Below are 22742 nucleotides of genomic sequence, written 5' to 3' on the forward strand. Positions count from 1 at the left end.
TTCACCCCCGCTGGAGGTGGACAATGTGAAGAAAACGGCGGCAGTTATGTTAACCTTCGTTCTGTTGCTTGGTTTAGTGCCCACGTTTAGCGGCCTCGTCAGCGCGATGTACGGCACTAAAATCATAGACGGCGACCTAAGTGACTGGACCTCCGCAGACATTATCTCAACTGGTCGGGACAATGGACAGGACGGAGCCAACCTCGACAGGCTCTACGTTTCATGGGACGACCAGTACCTCTACATAGCAATCAAGACCAACAACACGGGAAGCTGGGACGTCGCCTACGGAATAGGAATAGACGTGGACCCCGGAACCGGAAACGGCTACGTATCCGGCGGCGATTCGTGGGGAAGGAGCGTCGAGTTCTCGAACGGCTTTGCCCCGGACTACGAGATTTACTTCTGGTGGGGCTGGGACAGCGGAATGGGTACCGACAACTTCAACACTTACACAGGAAGCGGGTGGAACTACAACAGCATCTCCGGCGTCGGCGGAAGCTTCGCCTACACCGGCGACACCTCAACCGGCCTTCAGACGGTCGAGATAAAGATACCGTGGAGTACCCTGGGCGGAAAGCCGGAGAAGATAGCCGTGATGGCGTGGGTCACCGGTAGCGGTGGTTCGGCCGTGGACAGTCTGCCGGTAGACCCGGCGATAGACTACTCCAACATAGGCGGCGAGTGGGGAGACACCGACACCTTCACCAGCATGGCCGTCATCTACGTCGCTCCGAAGACCATAGACGGTGACCTGAGCGACTGGAGCGACGCCGACCTCATGGTGGTCGGAAAGGACAACGGACTTGCCGGGGCCAACATGGATAGGATGTACGTCTCCTGGGACGACCAGTACCTCTACATAGCAATCAAGACCAACAACACGGGGAGCTGGGACATCGCCTACGGAATAGGAATAGACGTGGACCCCGGAACCGGAAACGGCTACGTATCCGGCGGCGATTCGTGGGGCAGGAGTGTTGAGTTCGCCAACGGATTCGCGGTCGATTACGAACTCTACTTCTGGTGGGGCTGGGACAGCGGAATGGGTACCGACAACTTCAACACTTACACAGGAAGCGGGTGGAACTACGGAAGCCTGGCCGACGTCGGGGCCAAGTTTGCCTACACCGGCGACACCTCAACCGGCCTTCAGACCCTCGAGATAGCCATTCCCTGGAGCGCCCTCGGCGGCAAGCGCTCCAGGTTTGCCGTCATGTCGTGGATAACCGGAAGCGGCGGCTCCGCCGTGGACAGTCTGCCGGTAGACCCGGCGATAGACTACTCCAACATAGGCGGCGAGTGGGGAGACACCGACACCTTCACCAGCATGCTCGTCGGCGAGTGGTTCCTCATGGCTGACCTGACCGTCGGCGTGAGCGGACCCGGGGTGGTCGGCCTCAACAGGAACGCCGTCTACAACGTCACCGTCAGGAACGAGGGCTCCCTGCCGGCCCAGAACGCCAGCGTTGAGGTCTACGTGAACGACACCCTCCTCGCCAACCGGACGGTTGACCTTGGAGCCGGCGAGAGCCGGTGGTTCACCTTCACATGGAAGCCGAACGCCACCGGGCTTTACACGATAAGGGCCGTCGTGGACGAGGAGAACGCCATACCCGAGGCCAGCGAGAGCAACAACGAGTTCACCATGAACGTACAGGTCGTCTGGGTGGGCAACATAGACGTGGACGGTAACCCCGACGACTGGATAAGCCCCGAGATAGCTCCGAACTCATACACGGTCCAGGACGGCTACTTCATCTGGAGGGACGCCGAGAACGACCAGAGAACCGATAAGGACCCGTACCTTCCGGGTGGAAGCTCCTCCCACGCCGACATCACCGAGGTGGGCGTCACCAAGGACGACCGCTACGTCTACTTCCTCTTCAAGTTCAAGGACATGAGCAACATCAAGATAGGCGACAACGGAGCTACCTTCATAGCGGTGCCGATAGACTACAAGAATGGCGGGGGCGAGACCTTCGCGGGCAGGATGGACACCAGGACGGTCATAGCCTGGGACATTCAGATGGCCATAAACCTCGGAGGAAAGCAGTACGTCGGCCAGACCAAGGCCACAGCCGCCGCCGGCGATAGCCTGACCTCACTGCTCTACTTCATCGACCCGAGCGGAAATATCATGAAGGTCGACGGCGCGATGGTCGGAATTGACCTCGAGAAGAACGCCGTTGAGGTCAGGGTTCCGGTTGGCGTCTTTGAGGGCGCCAAGGAGTTCAACTTCCAGGTCGCGACCGGCTTCAGCTACGGTGAGGGCGTCTGGAACTTCGGAAACGACTTCGCCGACGACGGAATAAGCGACATCGTCGATACCATAAGCACCGACTCCGCCGTCAAGGAGCTGGCCGACAACGTGCCCGACTACTACGTCCGCGTAAGAATGGACAACATCATCGAGGGCGGAAGCGTCGTCTCCGTCAAGCTCCAGAGGCTCATGGCCTTCCAGAACGCCTTCGTGATGCACAACAGGTACTACGGAGTCAGGCACTTCGAGAGGGACTACGATAGGTACACCGAGCTCGACAACCAGCTCAGGAGCATGCCTCTGCCGGAGGACATGAAGGACAGGCTGGATGAGATAGAGAACGAGATCATGGACCTCCTCAGGCTCTACAACGAGGGCAAGGAGCTCATAGATAGCCCGAACTACGCCTTCGGCGCCTCGCTCAAGATATACCGCGCCTACACCGGCCTCAAGAAGATCGTCAGCGAGATGGAGGCCATGCTCGAGAAGGCCCAGAGCGGTGAGCTGGAGAGGGAGAAGTATATGGAGGAGCTCGCCAAGAACCTCACCAAGACCATAGATGGCAACCTCGACGACTGGAGCGTCGAGCCAGTGGCGGTGGATGAGACCGGCTACGGCCAGGACGGAGCGAACCTCAAGGCCATCTACGTCGACTACGACGACCAGTTCCTCTACATAGCGATAACCACCGAGAACAAGGCCTCCTGGAGGGTCGCCTACGGCATAGCCCTCGACTACAAGGACGGCGGCTACACCACCGGCCAGGACAGCTGGGCCAGGAAGGTGAGCTTCAGCAGGGGCGTCGATGCACAGCTCTACGTCTTCTGGAACGGCGAGTTCTTCGGCGACAAGGGAACCAGCAACATAACCAGCGCCCAGTTCATGCTCTGGAACGACGGAAGCTGGAGGTACGAGGAGCTCAAGTGGGTGGGCTTCTACGCCTACACCGGAGGGGCCGAGAACGGACTGCAGACACTTGAGATAGCGATTCCATGGGAAGCCCTCGGCGTTAAGCCGGGAGAGATAAACGTGGTCGCCTACGTCACGGGACAGGGTGCCGGCGATTCGGCCGTTGACTCACTGCCGCTCCAGGACGCCGTCAGGGACAACGACCCAGGCCAGGAGTGGGGTGACGCCGATACCTTTACCCAGTTCGCGACGGTCACGATAGAGTGACCGCCCGCTTCTTCCCCTTTTCTGGAGTTTATCCCTCAGACTACGAACCCCGCCAGGTAAACGGCCAGTGCCACCACCAGCTGATTGGAGAAGTTGTCGTCGGGCGGGAGGTTGTAGAACTCGGCGACGGTTCCGGCTATGGAGCCTACCAGCGCCAGGGGAAGACCAACGAGGGGCCAGAGTACGGCAACCCCGGAAAGGAAGTACGCCAGGCTTCCCTCCAGGCTCTTGCCGTTGGAGAAGCGGTGCCTTCCGAGGGACTTGCCCACTATGGCCGCCAGGGCATCGCCAACGGTCGCGACGGTGATTGCACCGACCGCCACCTCCATCGGGAAGAAGTACACCACTACGAAGGAGGCCGCGGCGAAGTAGATGTGGGCCGCGACGCGGTAGCGCTCATGGGAGCGGGTTATCTCGTCTATGTGCTTTTCCAGAACCTCCACCCTGCCCATGACGTCCTCATCGACGTATATCCTGAGCCGTTTCTTGATGTTGTCCCTGAGCTCCTCTATTATCCTGAAGGGTTCGAGGACGACAAAGAGGAAAAATGAGATGCCTATGAGCGTGAGGGTAAGCTCCCTGCCGAACAGGTGGTAGGAGAGCGGAACGAGCAGACCCGTCATGTGGAGGGACTTACGCTTCAGCTCGCTTTTCATGCTCACGCCTTATCACCTCCAGGGCTTCGATGAGGTCTTTGACCACGTAGTCCGCGTGTTTGGCGAGCCTTCCGCGGAAGTATCCCCTCTGAACCAGTATCGTCGTCGCCCCAATCTCCCTGCCCCCGCGCATGTCGGTGTCGTCCCTGTCCCCGACCATGTAAACTTCATCATCGGGGAAGAGCCTGCGGGCAAGGCGGAAGTTGTGGGGTTCGAGCTTGCTGTGGCCGGTTTCACCGCTTATTATCAGCGCGTCGAAATAGTCCTTTATCCCGAGGTACTCCAGCTTCTTCCTCTGCCACTTGGTGGAGGAGTCCGTAATGAGAACGAGCCGCGCACCCATGGCTTTGAGACCCCTCAGGAAGGGGATAGCGTCCGGGTAGAGCTTCAGATTGGAAAAGAACACCCTATCGACCAGTTCTGTTATATCATCCAGCTCGTCCGGGCTGATTTTGGCGTAGACCTTGCTCATCACCCTCTCGACGAGCTTATCGAAGTCCAGGGTGTGGAATTCCCTCGACTGTTCCAGCTCCCGGTAGCGGGCCGTGAGAATGTAGAAGAACGCCCTGAACTTCCTCCGTCTGAGCAGATAGGGTATCAGGCGGAGAACGCTGTACCTGCCGGCCTCCCAGGTGTTGCAGAGCGTGTCGTCGAGGTCAACGAGCACAAGCATGTTAAAGAATCCCCACGGGTCGTTTTAATCCTTTGGGTTCGGCGCTAAGTTTTAAAAGGTGGAAGGGAAGCCCATACCGTATGGATGGGAAAACGCTGATACTGAGCGGGATGGCGCTTATATTCATCGGCTTCCTGTTAGTTTTCATTGGGACCCTCGTTTCTGCCCTCGGAGGAGAGGCGGACGTTGAGGGGGGCGGGGTGATAATGATAGGCCCCATTCCGATAATATTCGGGACAAGCAGGGGGGCCGCTGGGCTCGCGGCAGTACTGGCGATAATACTCATGGCGCTCTGGCTGATCACAGCCCTGCTGACGAGGGGGGACTGACGTGGACTTCCTGGCGGCGCTCGCGATTCTTCTCGTTACGGCAAAGAGCATAGAGTGGCTCTTTGAGAGGGTGGAGGTACACCCAATAATAGCCCACGTCCTCACGGGAATACTCCTGGGGCCATTCGTCCTCGGAGTGATCGAACCGACGGATGACCTGAGGGTTCTCGCCGAGTTCGGGCTGATAATGATGATGCTCTACATGGGACTCACCAGCAACTTCTCCGCCATAGCCCAGAACACCAAGAAGGCGGTGGTCGTTGCGGCCCTTGGAGTGGCGTTCTCCTTCGCCCTGGGCTTCCTAACCGTCGAGGTGGCCGGGAAAGGAACCACGGCGGCAATATTCATCGGGGTAACCCTCGGAAACACCGCGATAGAGGTAACCAGCGGCGTCCTTGTGAAGGAACGTGTGAGGAGGGAGGTCTCGTCGATACTCATGGGGGCCGCCTTTGCCGATGACATAATGGCCGTTTACCTCATAGGTATAATCACCGCCCTTGCGGGAGGGGGGCTCGACGCGGCTTCCTTTGGAATACTGACGGTCAAGATATTCGCATTCATAGCCGCGACGCTTCTGGTATCTGAATACATCTTCAAGAGGTCCCGGTGGTTTTACTCCATCGTCAAGAACCTCAACGTGTTCTTCACCTTCACGCTCATCCTGACCTTCACCCTGGCCATAATAGCCCAGTGGGCGGGCCTCAACCAGATAATAGGCGCCTACCTCGCGGGCCTCACCATAAGCCGCCTCCGCGAGAGGAAGGACCCGCTCGTCGTGACGAGGATAAAGCTCAACGAACTCATAAACGACCTCCAGGTCGTTCTCACCGAGTTCTTCATACCCCTGTTCTTCATCTACGTCGGGCTGATGTTCAACCCGCCCCTGGCCGACATAAGCCTGGCCCTCATAGCGGCACTCTACCTCGCGGCGGTGATGGGCAAGCTCATCGGCTGCGGCCTCGGCGCGAGGCTCTTTGGCCTGAACTGGAGGGACTCGATAACGATAGGTATCGGAATGGGCGGCAGGGGAAGCCTAGAGCTGGCCATACTCACGTTCGGCCTCTCGGCGGGCCTCATAGACCAGGTTCTCTTCGCGAGCGTCATAGCGGTCTCCATGCTCACCGCGCTGACAACACCGGTGTTCTTCAAGGGCTACCTGAAGAGGGCAAAGGCTTAAATTCGGGGGATAAAACTAGGCACAGGCTGGTGAGACCATGTTCCCGAAGAAAGGAGCGAGCGAAGAGGAAGTTCTGGCGGAGCTGGAGGAGAAGACGTCGGAGGACCTGACCTTTGATTCAGGCAGGATCCTCGGCTCGATGTGCACAAATCCACATCCCTTCGCCGCCGAGGTGGTGCGGCGTTACATCGATAGGAACCTCGGAGACCCTGGACTGCACGTTGGAAGCCAGAGGGTGGAGAGAGAGGCAATATCAATGCTGTCCAGCCTTCTTGGCCTCGAAAGAGGCTACGGGAACATAGTCTCAGGGGGAACCGAGGCCAACATCCTCGCCGTGAGGGCGTTCCGCAACCTGGCGGATGTGGAGAACCCCGAGCTGATTCTCCCCAGAAGCGCCCATTTCTCGTTCCTAAAAGCGAGCGAGATGCTGAAGGTCCGGCTCGTCTGGGCGGACCTGCGGGAGGACTACTCCGTCGACGTGAGGGATGTTGAGGAAAAGATAACCTCCAACACAATAGGCATCGTTGGAATCGCCGGAACCACCGGCCTGGGAGTTGTGGACGACATTCCGGCCCTGAGCGATCTGGCCCTGGACTACGGGCTTCCCCTCCACGTTGATGCGGCCTTCGGGGGCTTCGTCATTCCCTTCGCCAAGGCCCTGGGATACGATATCCCGGACTTCGATTTCAGGCTGAGGGGCGTCAAGAGCGTAACCATAGACCCCCACAAGATGGGCATGGTCCCCATCCCGGCGGGAGGGATAATATTCCGCGAGAAGCGGTTCCTGGAGGCGATAAGCGTTCCCGCGCCATACCTCGCCGGCGGCAAGGTCTGGCAGGCGACGATAACGGGTACGAGACCAGGAGCACAGGCACTGGCGGTGTGGGCGATGATAAAGCACCTCGGATTCGAGGGCTACACCGAGATCGTCAAGCGGGCCATGGAGCTGAGCAGGTGGTTCGCGGGCGAGCTCAAGAGGATCCCAGGAATCCACCTCATCCGCGAGCCGGTTCTCAACATCGTTTCCTTCGGGGCAAAGAACCTGGAAGAGGTCGAGGAGGAGCTTAAGAAGCGCGGCTGGGGTGTGAGCGCCCACAGGGGGTACATCAGGATCGTCATGATGCCCCACGTTAGAAGGGAGCATCTGGAGGCGTTTTTGATGGACCTGAGGGAGGCAGTCGGGGCACGATAACGCGATCCGTGACGGAGGTCCGAGCTACTCCGTAACCCCCTTTATGTCCACGTGAACGAAGGCGACCTCAACCTCGGGGAGGCTCTCTATAACCCTTTTAACCTCCTCGCTGACGTCGTGGGCCTCTTTGAGGCTCAGCTCAGGGGGCACCTCTATGTGGAGCTCGACGTGAAGCTTGCTGCCGACGTAGTGGGCCCTCAAATCGTGGATGCCGAGAACGTTCGGGACACCCAGAGCGCGCTCCTTTATTTCCTCGCAGACCTCAAAGGGCGGGGCCTGCCCCGTCAGGTAGCGGACGTTCTCAAGGATTATGTCAAGTGAGACCTTTAGGAGGAAGACCGCGACGACGAGGCCCGCAATGGAGTCCCCGTACATAAAACCGAGTTCCTGGGCACCGAGACCGATTAGAACCGCAACGCTGCTCAGTGCATCGCTCCTGTGGTGGTAGGCATCGGCGACGAGTATCTGACTGTCCAGCTTTCTGCCGACGCGGACGGAGTAGCGGAACATGAGCTCCTTGGAGAGTATCGAGAACAGGGCGACGCCGAGCATTACGGAGTTGACCTCTATGGCCCCACCCGCAACTATCCTGTAAACCGCATCGCGGCCTATCTCGTACGCCACTATTATAAGCGCTTCCCCAATCAGGAAGGCCACCAGGGGCTCAAAGCGGGAGTGGCCAAAGGGATGGCTTTTGTCGGGCGGTTTTGAGGATATCCTAATGCCCGCGTAGCCGATGACGCTCGTGATAACGTCGCTTAAGGAGTGGACGCCGTCGGATATCAGGGCGATGCTGGAGTACATGAAGCCCACGGCTAGCTTGAGCAGGGAAAGGAGAACGTTGCCGATGATACTGACCCAGATGGGCTTGTACACCTCCTCCATGGTACCACCGTGATGGGTCCGCAGTCCCATAAAGACCCGGGCGGCGGATTTTATTAGGTTTTCCAATTTTATTAGGTTAATCGAAAAAAGACTGTAAACGGGCGGTCAGTCCGTCACTCCATCATCACGAGCCTCAGGCAAGGCTGAACTCATCATCCCAGAAAAGGTTGGGGATGGGCCTTAAAAGGGTTGCTCAGAGATCACCTTTCCGTCCTCATCAATCGGTTCGCCCATCACTCATCATCGCGTTGTGAAATTGTTGAAGAGCCTTAAAACGATTGTCATCGAGAAACCCTATGAACATTCCCACAAGAAATGGAAATCTTTAAATATTCGAGGCCCCTTTAATTAAATGTCATTAAATATCATTAAGACTGGAGGTGCCGGCTATGGCTGAGGAGAAGAAGTACACCACAGTTTCCATACCAAAGCCCCTCTACGACAAGATTAAGGCCAGGATAGATGGCACAGGCTTCACTTCAGTTTCTGACTACGTCACCTACGTCCTCCGTGAGGTTCTGGCGAGCCTCGAAGAGGAGGAGAAGGAAGAAGTCTTCACCGAAGAGGAGGAAGAGAAGGTCAAGGAGAGGCTTCGCGCCCTCGGCTACCTTGACTGAGGTCTTTCCTTTTTGAGGTGATACCATGGTCTCAAAGCCCCACGGCGGAAGGCTCGTCAGAAGGCTCGTCGCTGAGAGGACCCGCGAGAGGATTCTAAGCGAGCAGAGAGAATACCCCCGCGTTCAGATTGAGCACGGGAGGGCCATAGACCTCGAGAACATTGCCCACGGTGTTTATTCGCCCCTCAAGGGCTTCCTCACGAGCGACGACTTCGAGAGCGTCCTCGACCACATGCGTCTGAGCGACGACACACCATGGACGATTCCGATAGTGCTCGACGTGAAGGAGAGGGCCTTCGACGAGGGCGACGCGATACTACTGTATTACGATGACCTGCCGATAGCCAGGATGCACGTCGAGGAGATTTACACCTACGACAAGAGGGAATTCGCGGTCAATGTCTTCAAGACCGACGACCCGGCCCACCCCGGAGTGGCTCGCGTTATGAACATGGGCGACTACCTCGTCGGCGGCGAGATTGAACTCCTCAACGAGCTCCCGAATCCCTTCGCCAAGTACACCCTCAGGCCAGTTGAAACAAGGGTTCTCTTCAAGGAGCGCGGATGGAAGACGATAGTCGCATTCCAGACGAGGAACGTTCCCCACCTCGGCCACGAGTACGTGCAGAAAGCTGCCCTCACCTTCGTCGATGGCCTTTTCATCAACCCGGTTCTCGGAAGAAAGAAGAAGGGCGACTACCGCGATGAAGTCATAATCAAGGCCTATGAAACGCTCTTCGAGCACTACTATCCCAAGGATGCGGCAACTTTGGCAACCGTCCGCTACGAGATGCGCTATGCCGGACCGAGGGAAGCCGTCCACCACGCGATAATGAGGAAGAACTTCGGTGCGACGCACTTCATCGTGGGAAGGGACCACGCAGGCGTTGGCGACTACTACGGGCCCTACGAAGCATGGGATATGTTCAGCAACTTCCCAGACCTGGGAATAACCCCGATGTTCATCCGCGAGTCCTTCTACTGCAGGAAGTGCGGCGGCATGGTCAACGCGAAGATATGCCCCCACGACAAGGAGTTCCACATCCACATAAGCGGCACCAAGCTCAGGAAGATGATAATGGCCGGCGAGCAGCCGCCGGAGTACATGATGCGGCCGGAGGTCTTCGAGGTCGTGAGGAGCTTCGAGAACCCGTTCGTTGAATGACCTTCACTATTTTTTTCCGGGGTGAGTTAGGTGAATCTAATCGTCCACCACTGGGACACGGATGGGATAGCGTCGGCGGCCCTGCTGGTCAGGGCGCTCTCTCTGGAGGAGTTCACCAACATGACGGCCCAGATAGGTGAGTTCAGCTTCGACGAGAGGATATGGGGGGCCATTGAGAGGGCCGAGAGGCTCTACGTTCTTGACTTCAACGTTCCGGAGGAGGTCGAGAAGGTCAGGGTTCCGACGCTCTTCATCGACCACCACACCCAGCCGAGGATCAAGAATCCGCTCGTGGAGCAGGTGAACCCCTCGCTGGAGGAGGAGTACTGGCCGGCCAACTCCCTCGTCGTCTCGGAGCACTTCGGAATATGGAACGCCTGGAGCGCCCTCGGCGTCGTTGGGGACATAGGCGAGAAGGCCTTTGGGCTGGAGAGGGTCAGAGAACTCCTGGGGAAAGGGGGAATCTCGCGGGAGGAAGCGCTGAGGCTCGTCGAGCTCATAGACTCCAACTACATCGCGGTGGATCGGGAGGCCGTCGAGGAAGCCGTTGGGGTGCTCCTGAGTCATCCCCTTAAGGAGCTCCTTGAGTACGAGCCGTGGGTGAAGAAAGCCGAGGCAATAAGGGACGCCATCGAGGGGGCGGTTTCAAACGCCGGGGAGAGGAACGGCTTTGCCATCGTTCACTTTGAGAGCCCGTTCAACATAATCTCCAAGGTCGCGAGGAAGCTCGTCTGGGAGCTCGGTTACAGGGGCGCGGCCGTGGTCAACGAGAACTTCCACGGGAAGGCGCAGGTGTACTTTAGAATTTCAGGAAAAGAAGCCGAGAGAATAAACATGGCCGAGGTCATCGAGCGCGTTAGGGCTCTCGGAACCAACGCCGGCGGCAAGAGGGAAGTCCTCGGCTGCGTCTGTGAGAGGGATAAAATCGAGGATGTGCTCGCAATAATCGAGGAGTACCTGAGGTGAGGAGAATGGAGTTTGAAAGGAAAGTTAAGGAGGGAATGGAGCGGACGAAGAAGGTGCTCGTCATAGGCCTCGACTCCGCCCCGCCAGAGCTCCTGTTCAACCGCTTCATCGACGACATGCCCAACGTGAAGAGGCTCCTGGAAAAGTCCGTCTACGGCCCGATGCAGACGGGAATCCCCGCGATAACCATCCCGATGTGGATGGTGATGGTCACGGGAAAGACGGCTGGAGAGCTCGGTCTCTACGGCTTCAGGCACAGGACGGGCTATTCCTACACGGACTACTGGATAGCCCACAGCAGGAAGGTGAAGGAGCCGACCCTCTGGGACTATCTCGGCGAGCGTGGAAAGAAGTCGATAATAGTGGGCGTCCCACCGACCTACCCGCCGAAGCCGATCAACGGCCACCTCGTGAGCTGCTTCATAACGCCCGATGCAAGTGTCGACTACACATACCCGAAGGAGCTCAAGGGCGAGATTGAGCGCCTTGTCGGCGAGTACATCTTCGACGTCCCCTTCAGAAGGGAAGCTAAGGACGAGGTCAGGGACGGCATCTGGGAGATGACAGAAAAGCGCTTCGAGGTCATCCGCTACCTCATCCAAGAGAAGGAGTGGGACTACTTCCACTTCGTCGAGATTGGCCTTGACAGGCTCCACCACGCCTTCTGGCGCTATTTTGACCCGAACCACCACCTCTACCCCGGGAAGGGGAACAAGTACGAGAACGTCATCCCCGACTACTACAAGCTCCTTGACAAGGAGATAGGCGAGACGCTCAAGCTCATAGACCTCGACGAGACGGCCGTGTTCATAGTTTCGGACCACGGGATAAAGGCCATGCACGGCAACTTCGCGGTGAACCAGTGGCTGGCCGAGGAGGGCCTGCTGAAGGTCAGGAACCCCGAGGTTCTCCACGACGGAAAGGTCAAGCGCTTCGAGAGCCTCGACGTGGACTGGAAGGAAACCACCGCCTGGGGCTGGGGCGGCTACTACTCGCGCGTCTTCCTCAACGTCCTCGGAAGGGAGAAGGAGGGCAAGATACCCCTCTCCAGGTTCGAGAAGGTGAGGGACGAGGTTGCCGAGCAGATAAAGTCAATACGCGGCCCGAACGGCGAGAAGTGGGACACCAAGGTGTTCTATCCGGAGGACATCTATCCGATAGCGAAGGGAAGCAAGCCGGACATAATGGTCTACTTCGACAACCTCAACTGGCGCGCGGCTGGAACCGTCGGCCACCCGAGCAACTATCTGCCCGAGAACGACACCGGGCCGGACGATGCCAACCACTCCGAGTTCGGAGTGTTCTCGATGTATTTACCTGGCTTCGACGAGAGTAAAGCAACACAGCTCACCATCTATGACTTCGCTCCAACCATGCTCAGACTCTTCGGCATAGAGGAGCCTCTCGCCAGTATGCACGGAAGGAGCATCCTCTGACCTTCAATCTTTCACCTTCCAATCAACGGCTGAAACGAGGTGAGTGTAATGGACGGGCTGAAGAACCTTGAGAAGGGATTCACCATCTGGCTCACGGGGCCGAGCGGTGCCGGAAAGACGACCCTGGCGGTAAAGCTCGCGAGAAAGCTCAGGGAGATGGGCTACCGCGTGGAGATACTCGACGGGGACACGATAAGGAAGACCCTCTATCCAAACCTCGGCTTCTCGAAGGAAGCGAGGGAGATGCACAACCGCGTCGTCATCCACATGGCCAAGCTCCTCAGCAGGAACGGTGTGGTAGCTATAGTCTCTCTGATATCGCCCTACAAAGCGGTCAGGGAGTACGCTAGGAAGGAGATAGGGAACTTCATCGAGGTCTACGTCTACGCCCCGCTGGAGGTCAGGATTCAGCGCGACCCGAAGGGTCTGTACGCCAAGGCTTTGAGGGGCGAGATAAAGGGCCTCACCGGCTACGACGGCGTCTATGAGGAGCCCGAAGACCCGGAGGTGAGGGTGGACAGCTCAAAGATGACGCCGGAGGAGGAAGTCGCGGCTGTAATAGAAAAGGCCCGGGAGCTCGGTTATCTGCCTTGAACGGGGGGTAAAGCCTTGACTCCGCCGACCTTCGTAGGACTGGGCCTCTTCGTTGGATTTCTCGTGGGCCTAACAGGGGTTGGCGGCGGGGCTTTGATGACTCCTTCCCTCATTTTCCTCGGTGTTGAACCGCTAACGGCTGTGGGAACGGACCTGCTCTACGCCACCGTCACTAGGGTCTTCGGCGTTTTCTTCCACGGGAGGAGAGGCAGGATAAGGTACGACATAGCACTTAGGCTCTTCGCAGGGAGCGTCCCCGCGATAGTTCTTGGAGGAGTGCTCCTCCGCTGGATCAACAAGGAGGCTCTCAACGAGTACCTTACTATTCTCCTCGGAGCCGTCCTCGTTGTCAGCGCGGTTCTGAGCCTCCTCAAAGGGGAGATTCACCTTCCGATACGGCCCAGATGGGCCTACGTCTATCTCCTCGGCTTCGTGGTAGGCCTGACCGTTCAGTTCACCTCCGTCGGTGCCGGAGTCATAGTGAGCTTCGCCCTCATGAACGTCGCCAGGCTCGAGCCGAGGGACGTCGTTGGAGTGACGATAACCTACGGCCTGGCCCTGTCGGCGTTCAGCTTCGTAAACTACGCGGGCATGGGCAGTGTGGACTACCGGCTGGCGGGGGCCCTTATCCTGGGGGCCATCCCGGGGGTGTACCTCGGCACCCACGTCAACCGGAGGGCGGACAGGGAGAAGCTTAAAAGGGTCATGAACGTGATAATCCTGCTGATCGGGCTGTTCACACTGCTGGGCGGGTGAAGGGGTTGGGCGATACTGGGAACGCGCTCCATAAGGTTGCCAGGGGCATGGGGATAGTTCTCACAGGGACTGTACTTTCAATGTTCCTCACCTTCCTTAGCAGGGCGATAATAGCGCGGTACTTTGACAGGTACCAGTACGGCTCCTTCACCCTGACGATGACGATACTCAGCATAGCGATGACCGTCGCGCTCCTCGGCCTCCAGAGCGGCCTGCCCAGGGAGATATCCCGCTACCTCAAGGACAGGCGGGAGGAGGTTCCTACCCTCGTTTCCACCGGCCTCACGATGGCCCTGGTCGCCTCAATTGTGATGACGGCCGCTACGGTTCTCCTGGCGCCTTCCATTGCCCCCCTCCTGAACGACAGGTACCTGGATACGACCCTTCCCCTGGCGGCTCCCGCACTCCCGTTCATGGTGCTCACGATGCTCCTCGTCGCCGTTTCGAGGGGGCACGGCAGGGTGAGGGAGAACCTCTATTACAGAAACCTCCTGCCGCCCCTGCTGTTTTTGATAATCCTCACGGCGGGGCTGCTGGCCGGGGCAGGATACACCTTCATCTTCATCGCATACGTGACGGCCCAGGTGCTCTCCTCCGGTGCCCTCATCATGGAGAGCCTTCGCCTCGGCCTGCTCCCGAGGAGGCCCCATCTGAGCAGAAAACTCGCGAGGGAACTGTTCCTGTTCTCCCTCCCACTAATGCTCACGGGCATACTCGACTACGTGATGGGCTGGACGGACTCACTAATGCTCGGCTACTACTTCGACCCAGATGTTGTTGGACTTTACAACGGCGCGGCGCCGATAGCGAGGCTTTTACCTCTCTTCCTCAACTCGATGGGCTTCCTCTACATGCCCATAGCGACGGCCTTCTTCACGAGCGGAGACATAGACGGGCTCAGGAAGCTCTACCGCACGACCACGAGGTGGGTCTTCATTCTCACGTTCCCGGTGTTCCTCTTCGTCTTCGTCTTTCCGGAGAGCGCCATCAACCTCTTCTTCGGCCCCAAATACCTGGAAGCGAGCACCGCCCTGAGGATACTCTCAGCCGGCTTCATGTTCCACGTGATGATGGGCCTCAACGGGATGAGCCTCATAGCCGTCGGCGAACCCTCCGCAAACCTGACCGGCAACCTCTTCGCAGCGGCCGCCAACGTGGCTCTGAACATCGTCCTCATACCCATCTACGGCATAGAGGGAGCGGCCGTGGCCACCGCGGTGTCCTACGTCACCGCCAACCTGTACAGGACCTGGTGGCTCCACAGGAAGACGGGGATACATCCGTTTGGAGGGAATTATCTCAAAACACTCCTTCCAGGCCTTGGATTGGTAGGCGGAACCGCACTCCTGGGGATTGACGGGGGCCTGATTATCGCAGCTGCGGTGACAATCGCCGTTTATGCTGGCTATGTCATCCTAATACTCCTGCTCAGGACGGCCGAAAAGGAGGACATCGAGCTTATAGAGGCCGTTGAGGCCAGAACTGGCGTGAACCTCGGACCTGTTAAGAGACTCCTCTCCCGCTTCCTCTCAGGCGGGTGAGACTTGTCTCGCTCAGAAACCGAACAACCTCCCTTTTCAGGAGCTTTACGTCGTTTTCAGTAACCTCCATCCGGGAGTCGTAGGAGACAATCTCATCAAACTTCCAATCTTGGACGTTGAAAATCCCCTTGAGGTGTCCCCTGTAAACCGCCACACGGTATCGGTCAAAGAACCTGTAAACCTCGAGCTCATCATCGGAGAGAACAGACAGGTCAAACGAGTTGGAAACCCCATAGCTCTCTGCAAAAACCGCGGGAGAGTAGAGACTCGAATCGGTAGTCTCGCCAGACAGCAGGGATGAAATGAAGCGCGGCATCGCCGCCAGGCTGATGTACCCGCCATCCCCATCCGGCTCGACTTCCCATGACTCCGGATACTTCACCATCAGGGGAACCCGGAGCAGTTCATCGTAGAGGAACGTCCCGTGAAGAACCTTGCCGTGCTCCCCGATCAGCTCACCGTGGTCGCTCAGGACAATTATCAAGGACTCGTCGAAGATTCCCTTCCGCTTCAGCACGGCCATAAGCTCGAGGAGCCGCGAGTTGAGGTACCCCGTGGCCTCCCCGTACCTCTTCCTCCAGAGCTCAATCAAACCCCTATCCGGCCCGTCCCCCCTGAAGTTCAGGTAGAAGGAGACGTGCCTGTTGAGAAAGAGGGGCTGGTGAACCTCCATAAGGTTTATGAAAAGGAAAGTCGGGTCACTGAAGTCCATTCTCCCTACCAGGGCCACAACCTTCCGGGAGCCCTTCTCGATGGGCCAGTTCTGGAATCTGCGTTTGTACCATGCATGGGCGCGCTGGAGCGCGATTCCAGGGAAGAACTTGAGGAGCAGTTTGTACTCCCCCGAGGCCGCGAGTTTTCGAACGAATGAAAGCCTCGAACCCCCCGCCTCGCTCCAGTATCTAGACAGGAGGGCCTTCTCCCTCTTATCAAACGGCGAAAACGTCCTGTTCGAGTACACGTCGAGAAAGCCATCGAAGCCGGAGAAGCCGAACCCGGGCCGGACGAACATGTTGGCGCTGATGAGATGGGTCGAGTAGCCCAGTTCATCAAAGACCCTGAGGAGCGAGTTTGGACCCCTGAATCTAACGCCGTAGTTCTTAACCTCCCTTGTTTCGTGGGCACCGTGGACGGCAGGGTAGAGACCGCTGAAGATTGAGGCATGACTGGGAAGAGTCCAAGGGGCGGGAGCCACGGCGTTCTCGTAAACGATGAAGCCCAGCTTGGAGAGGGACTCCTCAACCAGCCTACCGTAGTCTTTCCTGAGGGTGTCGAGGACGACGAAAATCACGTGGGGATTATCCAACGACCACACCCCACGCCGCCAGCGCGTCATAATCCGGCTCGGGTTCGGTGGTGTAGAAGTCCAGCCCGAACCACGAGGCCACCTCCAGTATCTCCTTAACCTGCCTCCCGCTCAGCTTCTCGCGCCACTTGAGGAGCTGTTTGGGGGTCCCTATGTACTCCTTTCCGTAGCTCTTGCCCGTGACCATGCTCGGCCTCCCCACCCGCTCCCAGGCCGCGGCCGGAACCTCCTCACCAACGCGGGCGAAGATGGCCGGGAGTTCCTCCTTCGGCTCGCTCACGAGCCTCTCGTAGACGACCGTGTACCAGGGTTTCTCCCCCGACGCCAGGGGGAGGTAGGTCTCGAAGGCCCACACCGCGGCCAGGCGGCCTATCTCGGTGTTCAATCCTGCAATGCGCCCGGCCAGTTCCTCCAGCCCGGCCCTGCGAACCTCCTCGGCCAGCTGCTCCGTGGTTATCCTCGAGTGGTAGCCCGTCGAAATCTGGGACGCTATGGTGGCGCAGGGGTGGCGGATTATGAAGTAGAACCCCCTCAGCCTGAAGTTCCCTGCCACCCACGGGAGGATCGTGTTGGCCCTCACGAACTTGACGACAAGTCTGGACGCCCTCAGCCTGGAACGCACGGGACGGCGGTAGGGGAACATCGCGTGGACTTTCCCCGAGAAGACCCTCCCCAGGTAGTCGGCCAGCCAGACCAGCTCGCCCTCATCGGGAACGTGGGGGGCGTACGGGAAGCCGTTCCTTCCGAACTCCGGATACCAGCGGGGGTGGAACGGCTCAAAAACGGACTTGTAGCCCGGAATGGACTCGAGGAGCTCCATCAACCACGTTGAGCCCGAGCGGGGGCTTCCAAATATCGCTATGGTGTCAGTGGTTCGGTAATCGTGAACGAGTGAAGCGAATGCATCAACGGAGTGATTGAAGCGGGCGAGCAACTTTTCAGCAACTCCCATATTGCTCCCTCCGGCAACCAAGTTTGTAATTGGGAACCGCGGGTTATATAGCTTGCTGAACCAAAAGACTATTAAAGCGGGCCACTATTCCTACCGCCGGGAGAAAAAATGCTCGAGGTTTCAGTCGTTATATCGACGCTCTACAAGAGGCCGGAGGAGCTGGCGGAGTGCCTCAGGTCGATAGCAGAACAGAGTGTGAAGCCGATTGAGGTCATTCTCATCAACGGCGCGCCCTTGAGGGAGGAAGAGAGAAAAATCGAGAGCGAGATAAAGCTCCTGAGATCCAGGGGAATCGCCGTCAGGAGGCTTCACCTTCCCGGCTCAAGCCTTCCCCACGCCAGGAACGTCGGGGCGAAGGTGGCTAGAGGGGACGTAATCCTCTTCCTGGACGATGACGTGGTTCTCGACGAGAACTACGTTGAAAACCTCATCCGAACCTACGAGGAGCACCCGAACACCATGGGAGTCCAGGGGTTCATAACCAACAGGGTCAGCGAGAACAACCCCCTGGCCAGGTTCGGCCTCCTGAAGTTCATCTGGTGGCTCCTCCAGCGCGGCTACTACGAGGTGGACGAGCACAGACAGCTCGTTTCCCTCTTCGAGGTCCTTCCCTACAGGCTCACGAGGACCATAAACCGTGAGAGCTTCAGCGGCACCAACATGTCCTTCAGGAGGGAGGTCTTCAGGCACCTGGAGTTCGACGAGAGGCTGAGGAAGTACGCGGTCGGGGAGGACAAGGACTTCTCCTACAGGCTCCACAGGCTCTTCCCGGGTTCGCTCTACCAGACCCCAAAGGCCAGGCTGGTGCACCTTGAGGCCCCGGCCGGAAGGCTATCGTCGTGGGAGTTCGAGGTGATGAGGCAGGTTTACCACCTCTACCTGTTCTACAAGCTCTTCGACAACACGCTCCCCCACAGGCTCCGCTACGCCATCGGAAGGGTGGGGGACCTGCTGCTCCACTCGATTCTGTTCGCGACCTCAGGCTTTAAAAGGGAGAACGCCAGTAGGATAATTTACATGATTGAGGGCCTCGCCATAGCGACCCTCAACAGGAACAGGATTAAGAGGGGAGAGATAAACTTCTGGACGGAGCGGATCCCCCATGGGGAGAATAATAATCCTGGGCATAGACGGACTGGAGTACAATCTGGTGAAGGAGTGGAACCTGAAGTACCTCCAGCAAAGGGCATTCACAAAAACCAACCTTTCGGATTTTGAGGTAATCGTGACCCCGCCGATATGGGCCGCGATGCTCACGGGGAGGAAGATACCGGAGATAGAGGAGCCGTTCATAAAGAGGCAGAAGTTCATAGCCAACAAGGGCAACATAACGAAGGTTAAAACCCCCTGGTACGTCAAGCTGGGGGCGAAGGTGCTCCCCCTCTCGATAAGGAGACGGCTGGGAGACGCGATAACCTCCAACCCCTTTGAGGCCACCTACGACTACCTCCTCAGGAACAGGAAGTACAGGACGATGTTCGACTACTTCGAGAAGACCTGGACCAACGGCGTCCCCTCCTACGGCAGGAACGTCTCAAACCCGGAGGTAAGGGAGGCGATGAAGGAGGCCGTAAAGGGCAACCTCCGGCCCCTTATAGAGTACGCGATGAGAACTTACGAGAGGGACAGGAGGGCACTGATGGAGGCTCTTGAAGGAGACTACGAGCTTATCTTCTGGTACACGCCGTTCCTCGACGAGGTGTCCCACTTCCTCATAGGCAAGAAGCTCAAGCTCATGAACCTCTACTTCGACCTCAACAAGCTGGCCAAGCTCGTCTCGGAAAAGATGGACGAGGGTGACGTTCTCTACATAATCTCCGACCACGGAATGGAGCCGGTCCCGGGAGACCCAAGGGGCGGGGACCACTCGGACCACGGCTTCTTCAGCAGCAATACGGGGGAGCTGATAGGGAAGCCCCAGGAGCTGTTCGGCCTGGTGGTTAAGCGGGCGGAGGGGAAGAAGTGAGACCTAGGAGCCAAAAGACCAGTGGATACATAATCGTCACCCCCGCGAAGAACGAAGAGGCTAACCTGCCCCTTCTCGCGAGGAGCGTTGTGAACCAGAGCCTCAGGCCAAGGCTGTGGGTGATAGTGAACGACAACAGCTCCGACGGGACGGGGAAGATAGCCGAGGAGCTGGCGGAGAAGCACGATTGGATAGAGGTTCTCCACCTGAAGGGTGGCGGCGGCTACGACCTGAAGTACCGCTACTCCCACGTGGTCAGGGCAGGCTTCGAGAGGGCACTCTCGCTGGCCGTTGAGCAGGGCATCCCATTCGGCTACATTGGGGTCCTTGACGCGGACTTCATACTGGAGCGCAGGTTCTTCGAGAAGCTCGTTGAGGCCTTCAGAAGTGACCCCAGGCTCGGAATCGTGAGCGGGGGAGGTTACTACATCAGGAACGGCAGGCTCGTCTGGGAGGGAACCGACCCAGAGAGGCCGAAGGGCAGTCCGAGGCTCTTCAGGAGGGAGTGCTTCAGGGAGGTCGGCGGGTACCGCGAGGGTCCAAGCCCCGACACGGTCTCCCACTACCTCGCGAGGTTCCTGGGGTGGAGAACCGGGCAGGTTGTCAATGCCATAGCCGTCCAGCTCAGGGAGACGGAGGGACGCTTCGGCCACCTGAGGGGCTACGAGATGCTGGGCTGGTCCAACTACAAGCTCGGCGCCTCCTTCACCTCGGTCCTCGCCAGGGCGGGTTTTCTGATGCTCCAGAACCCGGTCAAGGGCTACGCCCTCGTTGCCGGATACCTCAAAGCGTTTAAGGGCCGCGAGAGAAGAATAGAGAACGGGGACCTCAGGGAGATGATACGGAGCGACCTGACCCTGGGGAGCAACCTCCGCAAGCTCAGGAGGATAAGGGACGCGAGAAGGCTGGTGCCGGTTCGGGAGAGTGATGTCCGTGGATAGGCCGAACGTGATACTCATCGTCCTCGACACCCTGCGAAAGGACCACTCCGGGGGGATAGAGGAACTCCTCACGGGCGACTTCGGGTTCACGAGCATCGAAAACGCGATAACAACGTCCCCCTGGACGATACCGAGCCACGCCTCGATGTTCACCGGGCTCTACCCCCTCTACCACGGGGTTCACGAGGGCAGGAAGAGGAAGGTACCCGACGTGAGGTTCCGGGAGGACGGGACGTACCTCCACGAGGTTCTGGCATCCCTCGGGTACTCGACATACCTGTTCACCGCCAACTTCTTCATCGGCCCGGACTTCGGCATAAAGTCCTTCGACGAGTTCAGGGACACCCTCAAGCCCCTCATCGAGGACAGGGACAGGGAGGAGCTGAACGAGGTGCTCAGGAAGCACGAGCCCGGCAACGCCCTCGAGCTGACGTGGGCGCTCCTGCGGGAGGGCAAGTTCACCCTGCCCCTCAAGGTGCTCCTGAGAATCCTGGGCAGGTACGGCGAGGGCTGGCCCAGGGACAAGGGCGCGAAGGTTACCACGAAGCTCCTCTCCGAGATGGAGTTCAGGCGGCCCGCTTACATCTTCATCAACCTGATGGAGGTTCACGAGCCGTATTCGCTCTTCGAGGGCTTCACAGACGCCCCCGTCGTCAGCAGACTCCTTGGGGAGGAGCCGGAGTTGGTGGAGAAGTGGAGGAAGGGCTACCCCGGACAGGTGAGGTACCTGGAGAAGAGAATCAGGGACATCATGGAGACCCTCGAGGACAGGAAGCTAACGGAGAACTCGGTCATCATCGTCACGAGCGACCACGGGCAGCTCCTCGGCGAGGACAACAGGCTCGGGCACGGGGTCTTCCTGGACGACGAGCTTGTCAGGGTGCCCCTCCTGATAAGGGCCCCGCGCGAGATTGGCGAGGTGGAGGGCTACGTGAGCCTCGCGAGGGTAAAGCCCTTCGTCATGAGCCAGGTCGAGGGGAAGGACTTCGAGCTGGCCACGGATTACGCCCTGGCAGAGAGCTTCGGAACCCACTACCCCTACCCCAACCTGCCGGAGGAGAAGCTGGAGGCCGTGAAGGAGCTCGAGAAGTACAGAATAAAGCTCTATCACAAAGAAGGCACCGCGGTCTTCAACGTCGACGACTGGAAGCTCGAGGAGGTCGAATCCGGGAACGGGGAGTTCGAGAGGAAGGCGAGGAAGCTGATACTCAGGCACCTCAGCCTTTTCACCGGAGGGAGGGTGACCGGGTGAGGCCGGTTGTTTCGGTCATAATACCCACGTACAACAGGGACGCGCTCTTAAGGAGGGCCATAGAGAGCGTATTAAATCAGAGCTTTGACGACTTCGAGGTTCTCGTGGTGGACGGGGCGGGAAGCGAATCCACGCTGGAACTGGTGCGTTCCTACGGGGACGGGAGGCTGAGGTACGTCCCCCAGAAAGGAAAAGGGATAGCGAACGCCCGGAACCTCGGCGTTTTGAAGGCGAGGGGTGAGTTCATAGCGTTCGTGGATGATGACGACCGCTGGCGGGAGGACAAGCTCGAGCTCCAGGTGGAGGCCTTCAGAGAGCTTCCAGAGGACTACGGGCTGATTTACACCGCCTTCACATACTACTACCTCGAGAGAAACCGGGTCCTCGGGATAAAGCACCCCCGGGCGAGCGGGGACGTTTACAGGCACATGCTGAGGGACAACATAACCGGAACGTCCACGATAATGGTGAGGCGCGAGTGCTTCAGGAGGGCCGGACTGTTCAGGGAGAGCTTCCCGACCTGCGAGGACTGGGACATGTGGCTGAGAATGTCAAAGGTATGCCGCTTCGGAGCGATAGACGAGCCTCTGGTTGACTACTCAATCCACCCCGGCCAGTTCTCCTTCGCCAAGTACCTTGCTGGGAGGTACAGAATGATAGAGGAGCACGGGGACATAAGGCACGACCCCAGGGTTCTGAGCTACCACCTCCTCCAGATAGGGATTCTCAAGCTCTTTGGAGGCGACAGAAGCGGTGCAGCGGAGATCCTGAGGGCGTTCCGCCTCAACCCGACGATGAGGGGGAACATTGTTGACACCATAGGGTCCATCCTCGACGTGAGGACTAAGATATACATCCTCAAATTCATCGGCCGGCTGTGAGCCCGATTACTTTTTAAA

General features: G+C 58.4%; 21 protein-coding genes. 16 read left to right on the top strand and 5 right to left on the bottom strand.

What is annotated here, in order from left to right:
• Positions 1-46 precede the first annotated feature (46 nt).
• Entirely contained in the window at positions 47-3439 is a 3393-nt protein-coding gene (locus GQS_RS06750) for a CARDB domain-containing protein (RefSeq protein ID WP_148236421.1), read from the top strand.
• A 35-nt stretch (positions 3440-3474) separates the two neighbouring features.
• Here GQS_RS06750 and GQS_RS06755 read toward each other — a convergent pair whose 3' ends face one another.
• Both GQS_RS06755 and GQS_RS06760 read right to left on the bottom strand, forming a co-directional pair.
• Positions 3475-4101, bottom strand: a complete 627-nt coding sequence (locus tag GQS_RS06755; RefSeq protein ID WP_014012929.1) for a diacylglycerol/polyprenol kinase family protein — start codon at positions 4099-4101, stop codon at positions 3475-3477.
• The gene (locus tag GQS_RS06760; protein WP_014012930.1) at positions 4073-4768 is read right to left on the bottom strand and encodes an HAD family hydrolase; all 696 of its coding nucleotides are present in this window, start codon (positions 4766-4768) and stop codon (positions 4073-4075) included. The genes GQS_RS06755 and GQS_RS06760 overlap by 29 nt, the downstream gene beginning before the upstream one ends.
• A gap of 80 nt (positions 4769-4848) precedes the next feature.
• Between GQS_RS06760 and GQS_RS06765 the strand changes: the two genes are divergently transcribed.
• From GQS_RS06765 to mfnA, 3 genes are read left to right on the top strand one after another with little or no spacing between them, the layout of a single operon-like run.
• Positions 4849-5097: a DUF131 domain-containing protein gene (locus GQS_RS06765; RefSeq protein WP_014012931.1), complete on the top strand. Its 249-nt coding sequence runs from the start codon at positions 4849-4851 to the stop codon at positions 5095-5097.
• 1 nt (position 5098) lies between these two features.
• On the top strand, positions 5099-6274 hold the full coding sequence (locus GQS_RS06770) for a cation:proton antiporter (protein ID WP_014012932.1): 1176 nt from the start codon (positions 5099-5101) through the stop codon (positions 6272-6274).
• Positions 6275-6311: 37 nt separating this feature from the next.
• Entirely contained in the window at positions 6312-7466 is a 1155-nt protein-coding gene (gene mfnA, locus GQS_RS06775) for a tyrosine decarboxylase MfnA (RefSeq protein ID WP_014012933.1), read from the top strand.
• A gap of 24 nt (positions 7467-7490) precedes the next feature.
• Here the strand turns inward: mfnA and GQS_RS06780 are convergent, their stop codons facing one another.
• Positions 7491-8351 carry a cation diffusion facilitator family transporter gene (locus GQS_RS06780; RefSeq protein WP_014012934.1) on the bottom strand — a complete coding sequence of 287 codons (861 nt, stop codon included), beginning with the start codon at positions 8349-8351 and terminating at the stop codon, positions 7491-7493.
• 389 nt (positions 8352-8740) lie between these two features.
• Here GQS_RS06780 and GQS_RS06785 point away from each other — a divergent pair, with 389 nt between their 5' ends.
• From GQS_RS06785 to GQS_RS06815, 7 genes are read left to right on the top strand one after another with little or no spacing between them, the layout of a single operon-like run.
• Entirely contained in the window at positions 8741-8968 is a 228-nt protein-coding gene (locus GQS_RS06785; RefSeq protein ID WP_014012935.1) for a ribbon-helix-helix domain-containing protein, read from the top strand.
• Positions 8969-8993: 25 nt separating this feature from the next.
• Positions 8994-10133, top strand: a complete 1140-nt coding sequence (gene sat / locus GQS_RS06790) for a sulfate adenylyltransferase (RefSeq protein ID WP_014012936.1) — start codon at positions 8994-8996, stop codon at positions 10131-10133.
• Positions 10134-10163: 30 nt separating this feature from the next.
• Complete coding sequence (locus tag GQS_RS06795; RefSeq protein ID WP_014012937.1) at positions 10164-11099, top strand: DHH family phosphoesterase; 936 nt, start codon at positions 10164-10166, stop codon at positions 11097-11099.
• A 5-nt stretch (positions 11100-11104) separates the two neighbouring features.
• A complete protein-coding gene (locus GQS_RS06800; protein WP_014012938.1) occupies positions 11105-12535 on the top strand; it encodes an alkaline phosphatase family protein in 1431 nt (476 codons plus the stop codon).
• A gap of 48 nt (positions 12536-12583) precedes the next feature.
• On the top strand, positions 12584-13129 hold the full coding sequence (gene cysC, locus GQS_RS06805) for an adenylyl-sulfate kinase (protein ID WP_014012939.1): 546 nt from the start codon (positions 12584-12586) through the stop codon (positions 13127-13129).
• A 15-nt stretch (positions 13130-13144) separates the two neighbouring features.
• On the top strand, positions 13145-13885 hold the full coding sequence (locus tag GQS_RS06810) for a sulfite exporter TauE/SafE family protein (protein ID WP_014012940.1): 741 nt from the start codon (positions 13145-13147) through the stop codon (positions 13883-13885).
• Positions 13882-15426 (top strand): flippase, encoded by a 1545-nt coding sequence (locus tag GQS_RS06815; protein WP_238515727.1) that lies wholly within the window; start codon positions 13882-13884, stop codon positions 15424-15426. The genes GQS_RS06810 and GQS_RS06815 overlap by 4 nt, the downstream gene beginning before the upstream one ends.
• On the opposite strand, the gene GQS_RS06820 is transcribed toward GQS_RS06815, so the two are convergent.
• Together GQS_RS06820 and GQS_RS06825 are read right to left on the bottom strand one after the other, a co-directional pair.
• Positions 15389-16732 (bottom strand): sulfatase-like hydrolase/transferase, encoded by a 1344-nt coding sequence (locus GQS_RS06820; RefSeq protein ID WP_014012942.1) that lies wholly within the window; start codon positions 16730-16732, stop codon positions 15389-15391. The two genes, GQS_RS06815 and GQS_RS06820, sit on opposite strands and share 38 nt — an antisense overlap.
• The gene (locus GQS_RS06825; RefSeq protein WP_014012943.1) at positions 16725-17684 is read right to left on the bottom strand and encodes a sulfotransferase; all 960 of its coding nucleotides are present in this window, start codon (positions 17682-17684) and stop codon (positions 16725-16727) included. The genes GQS_RS06820 and GQS_RS06825 overlap by 8 nt, the downstream gene beginning before the upstream one ends.
• A gap of 108 nt (positions 17685-17792) precedes the next feature.
• On the opposite strand from GQS_RS06825, the gene GQS_RS06830 reads away from it, so the two are divergent.
• The 5 genes from GQS_RS06830 to GQS_RS06850 are packed head-to-tail and all read left to right on the top strand — an operon-like array spanning position 17793 to position 22724.
• A complete protein-coding gene (locus tag GQS_RS06830) occupies positions 17793-18902 on the top strand; it encodes a glycosyltransferase family 2 protein (RefSeq protein WP_014012944.1) in 1110 nt (369 codons plus the stop codon).
• Positions 18787-19650, top strand: a complete 864-nt coding sequence (locus GQS_RS06835; RefSeq protein ID WP_148236379.1) for an alkaline phosphatase family protein — start codon at positions 18787-18789, stop codon at positions 19648-19650. Before GQS_RS06830 ends, GQS_RS06835 begins: the two co-directional genes overlap by 116 nt.
• Positions 19647-20591: a glycosyltransferase gene (locus GQS_RS06840; RefSeq protein ID WP_014012946.1), complete on the top strand. Its 945-nt coding sequence runs from the start codon at positions 19647-19649 to the stop codon at positions 20589-20591. The genes GQS_RS06835 and GQS_RS06840 overlap by 4 nt, the downstream gene beginning before the upstream one ends.
• Positions 20578-21843 (top strand): sulfatase-like hydrolase/transferase, encoded by a 1266-nt coding sequence (locus tag GQS_RS06845; protein ID WP_014012947.1) that lies wholly within the window; start codon positions 20578-20580, stop codon positions 21841-21843. Before GQS_RS06840 ends, GQS_RS06845 begins: the two co-directional genes overlap by 14 nt.
• Entirely contained in the window at positions 21840-22724 is an 885-nt protein-coding gene (locus tag GQS_RS06850; protein WP_014012948.1) for a glycosyltransferase, read from the top strand. Before GQS_RS06845 ends, GQS_RS06850 begins: the two co-directional genes overlap by 4 nt.
• Positions 22725-22742 lie beyond the last annotated feature (18 nt).

This window comes from Thermococcus sp. 4557 (genome assembly GCF_000221185.1).
Taxonomy (GTDB): Archaea; Methanobacteriota_B; Thermococci; order Thermococcales; family Thermococcaceae; genus Thermococcus.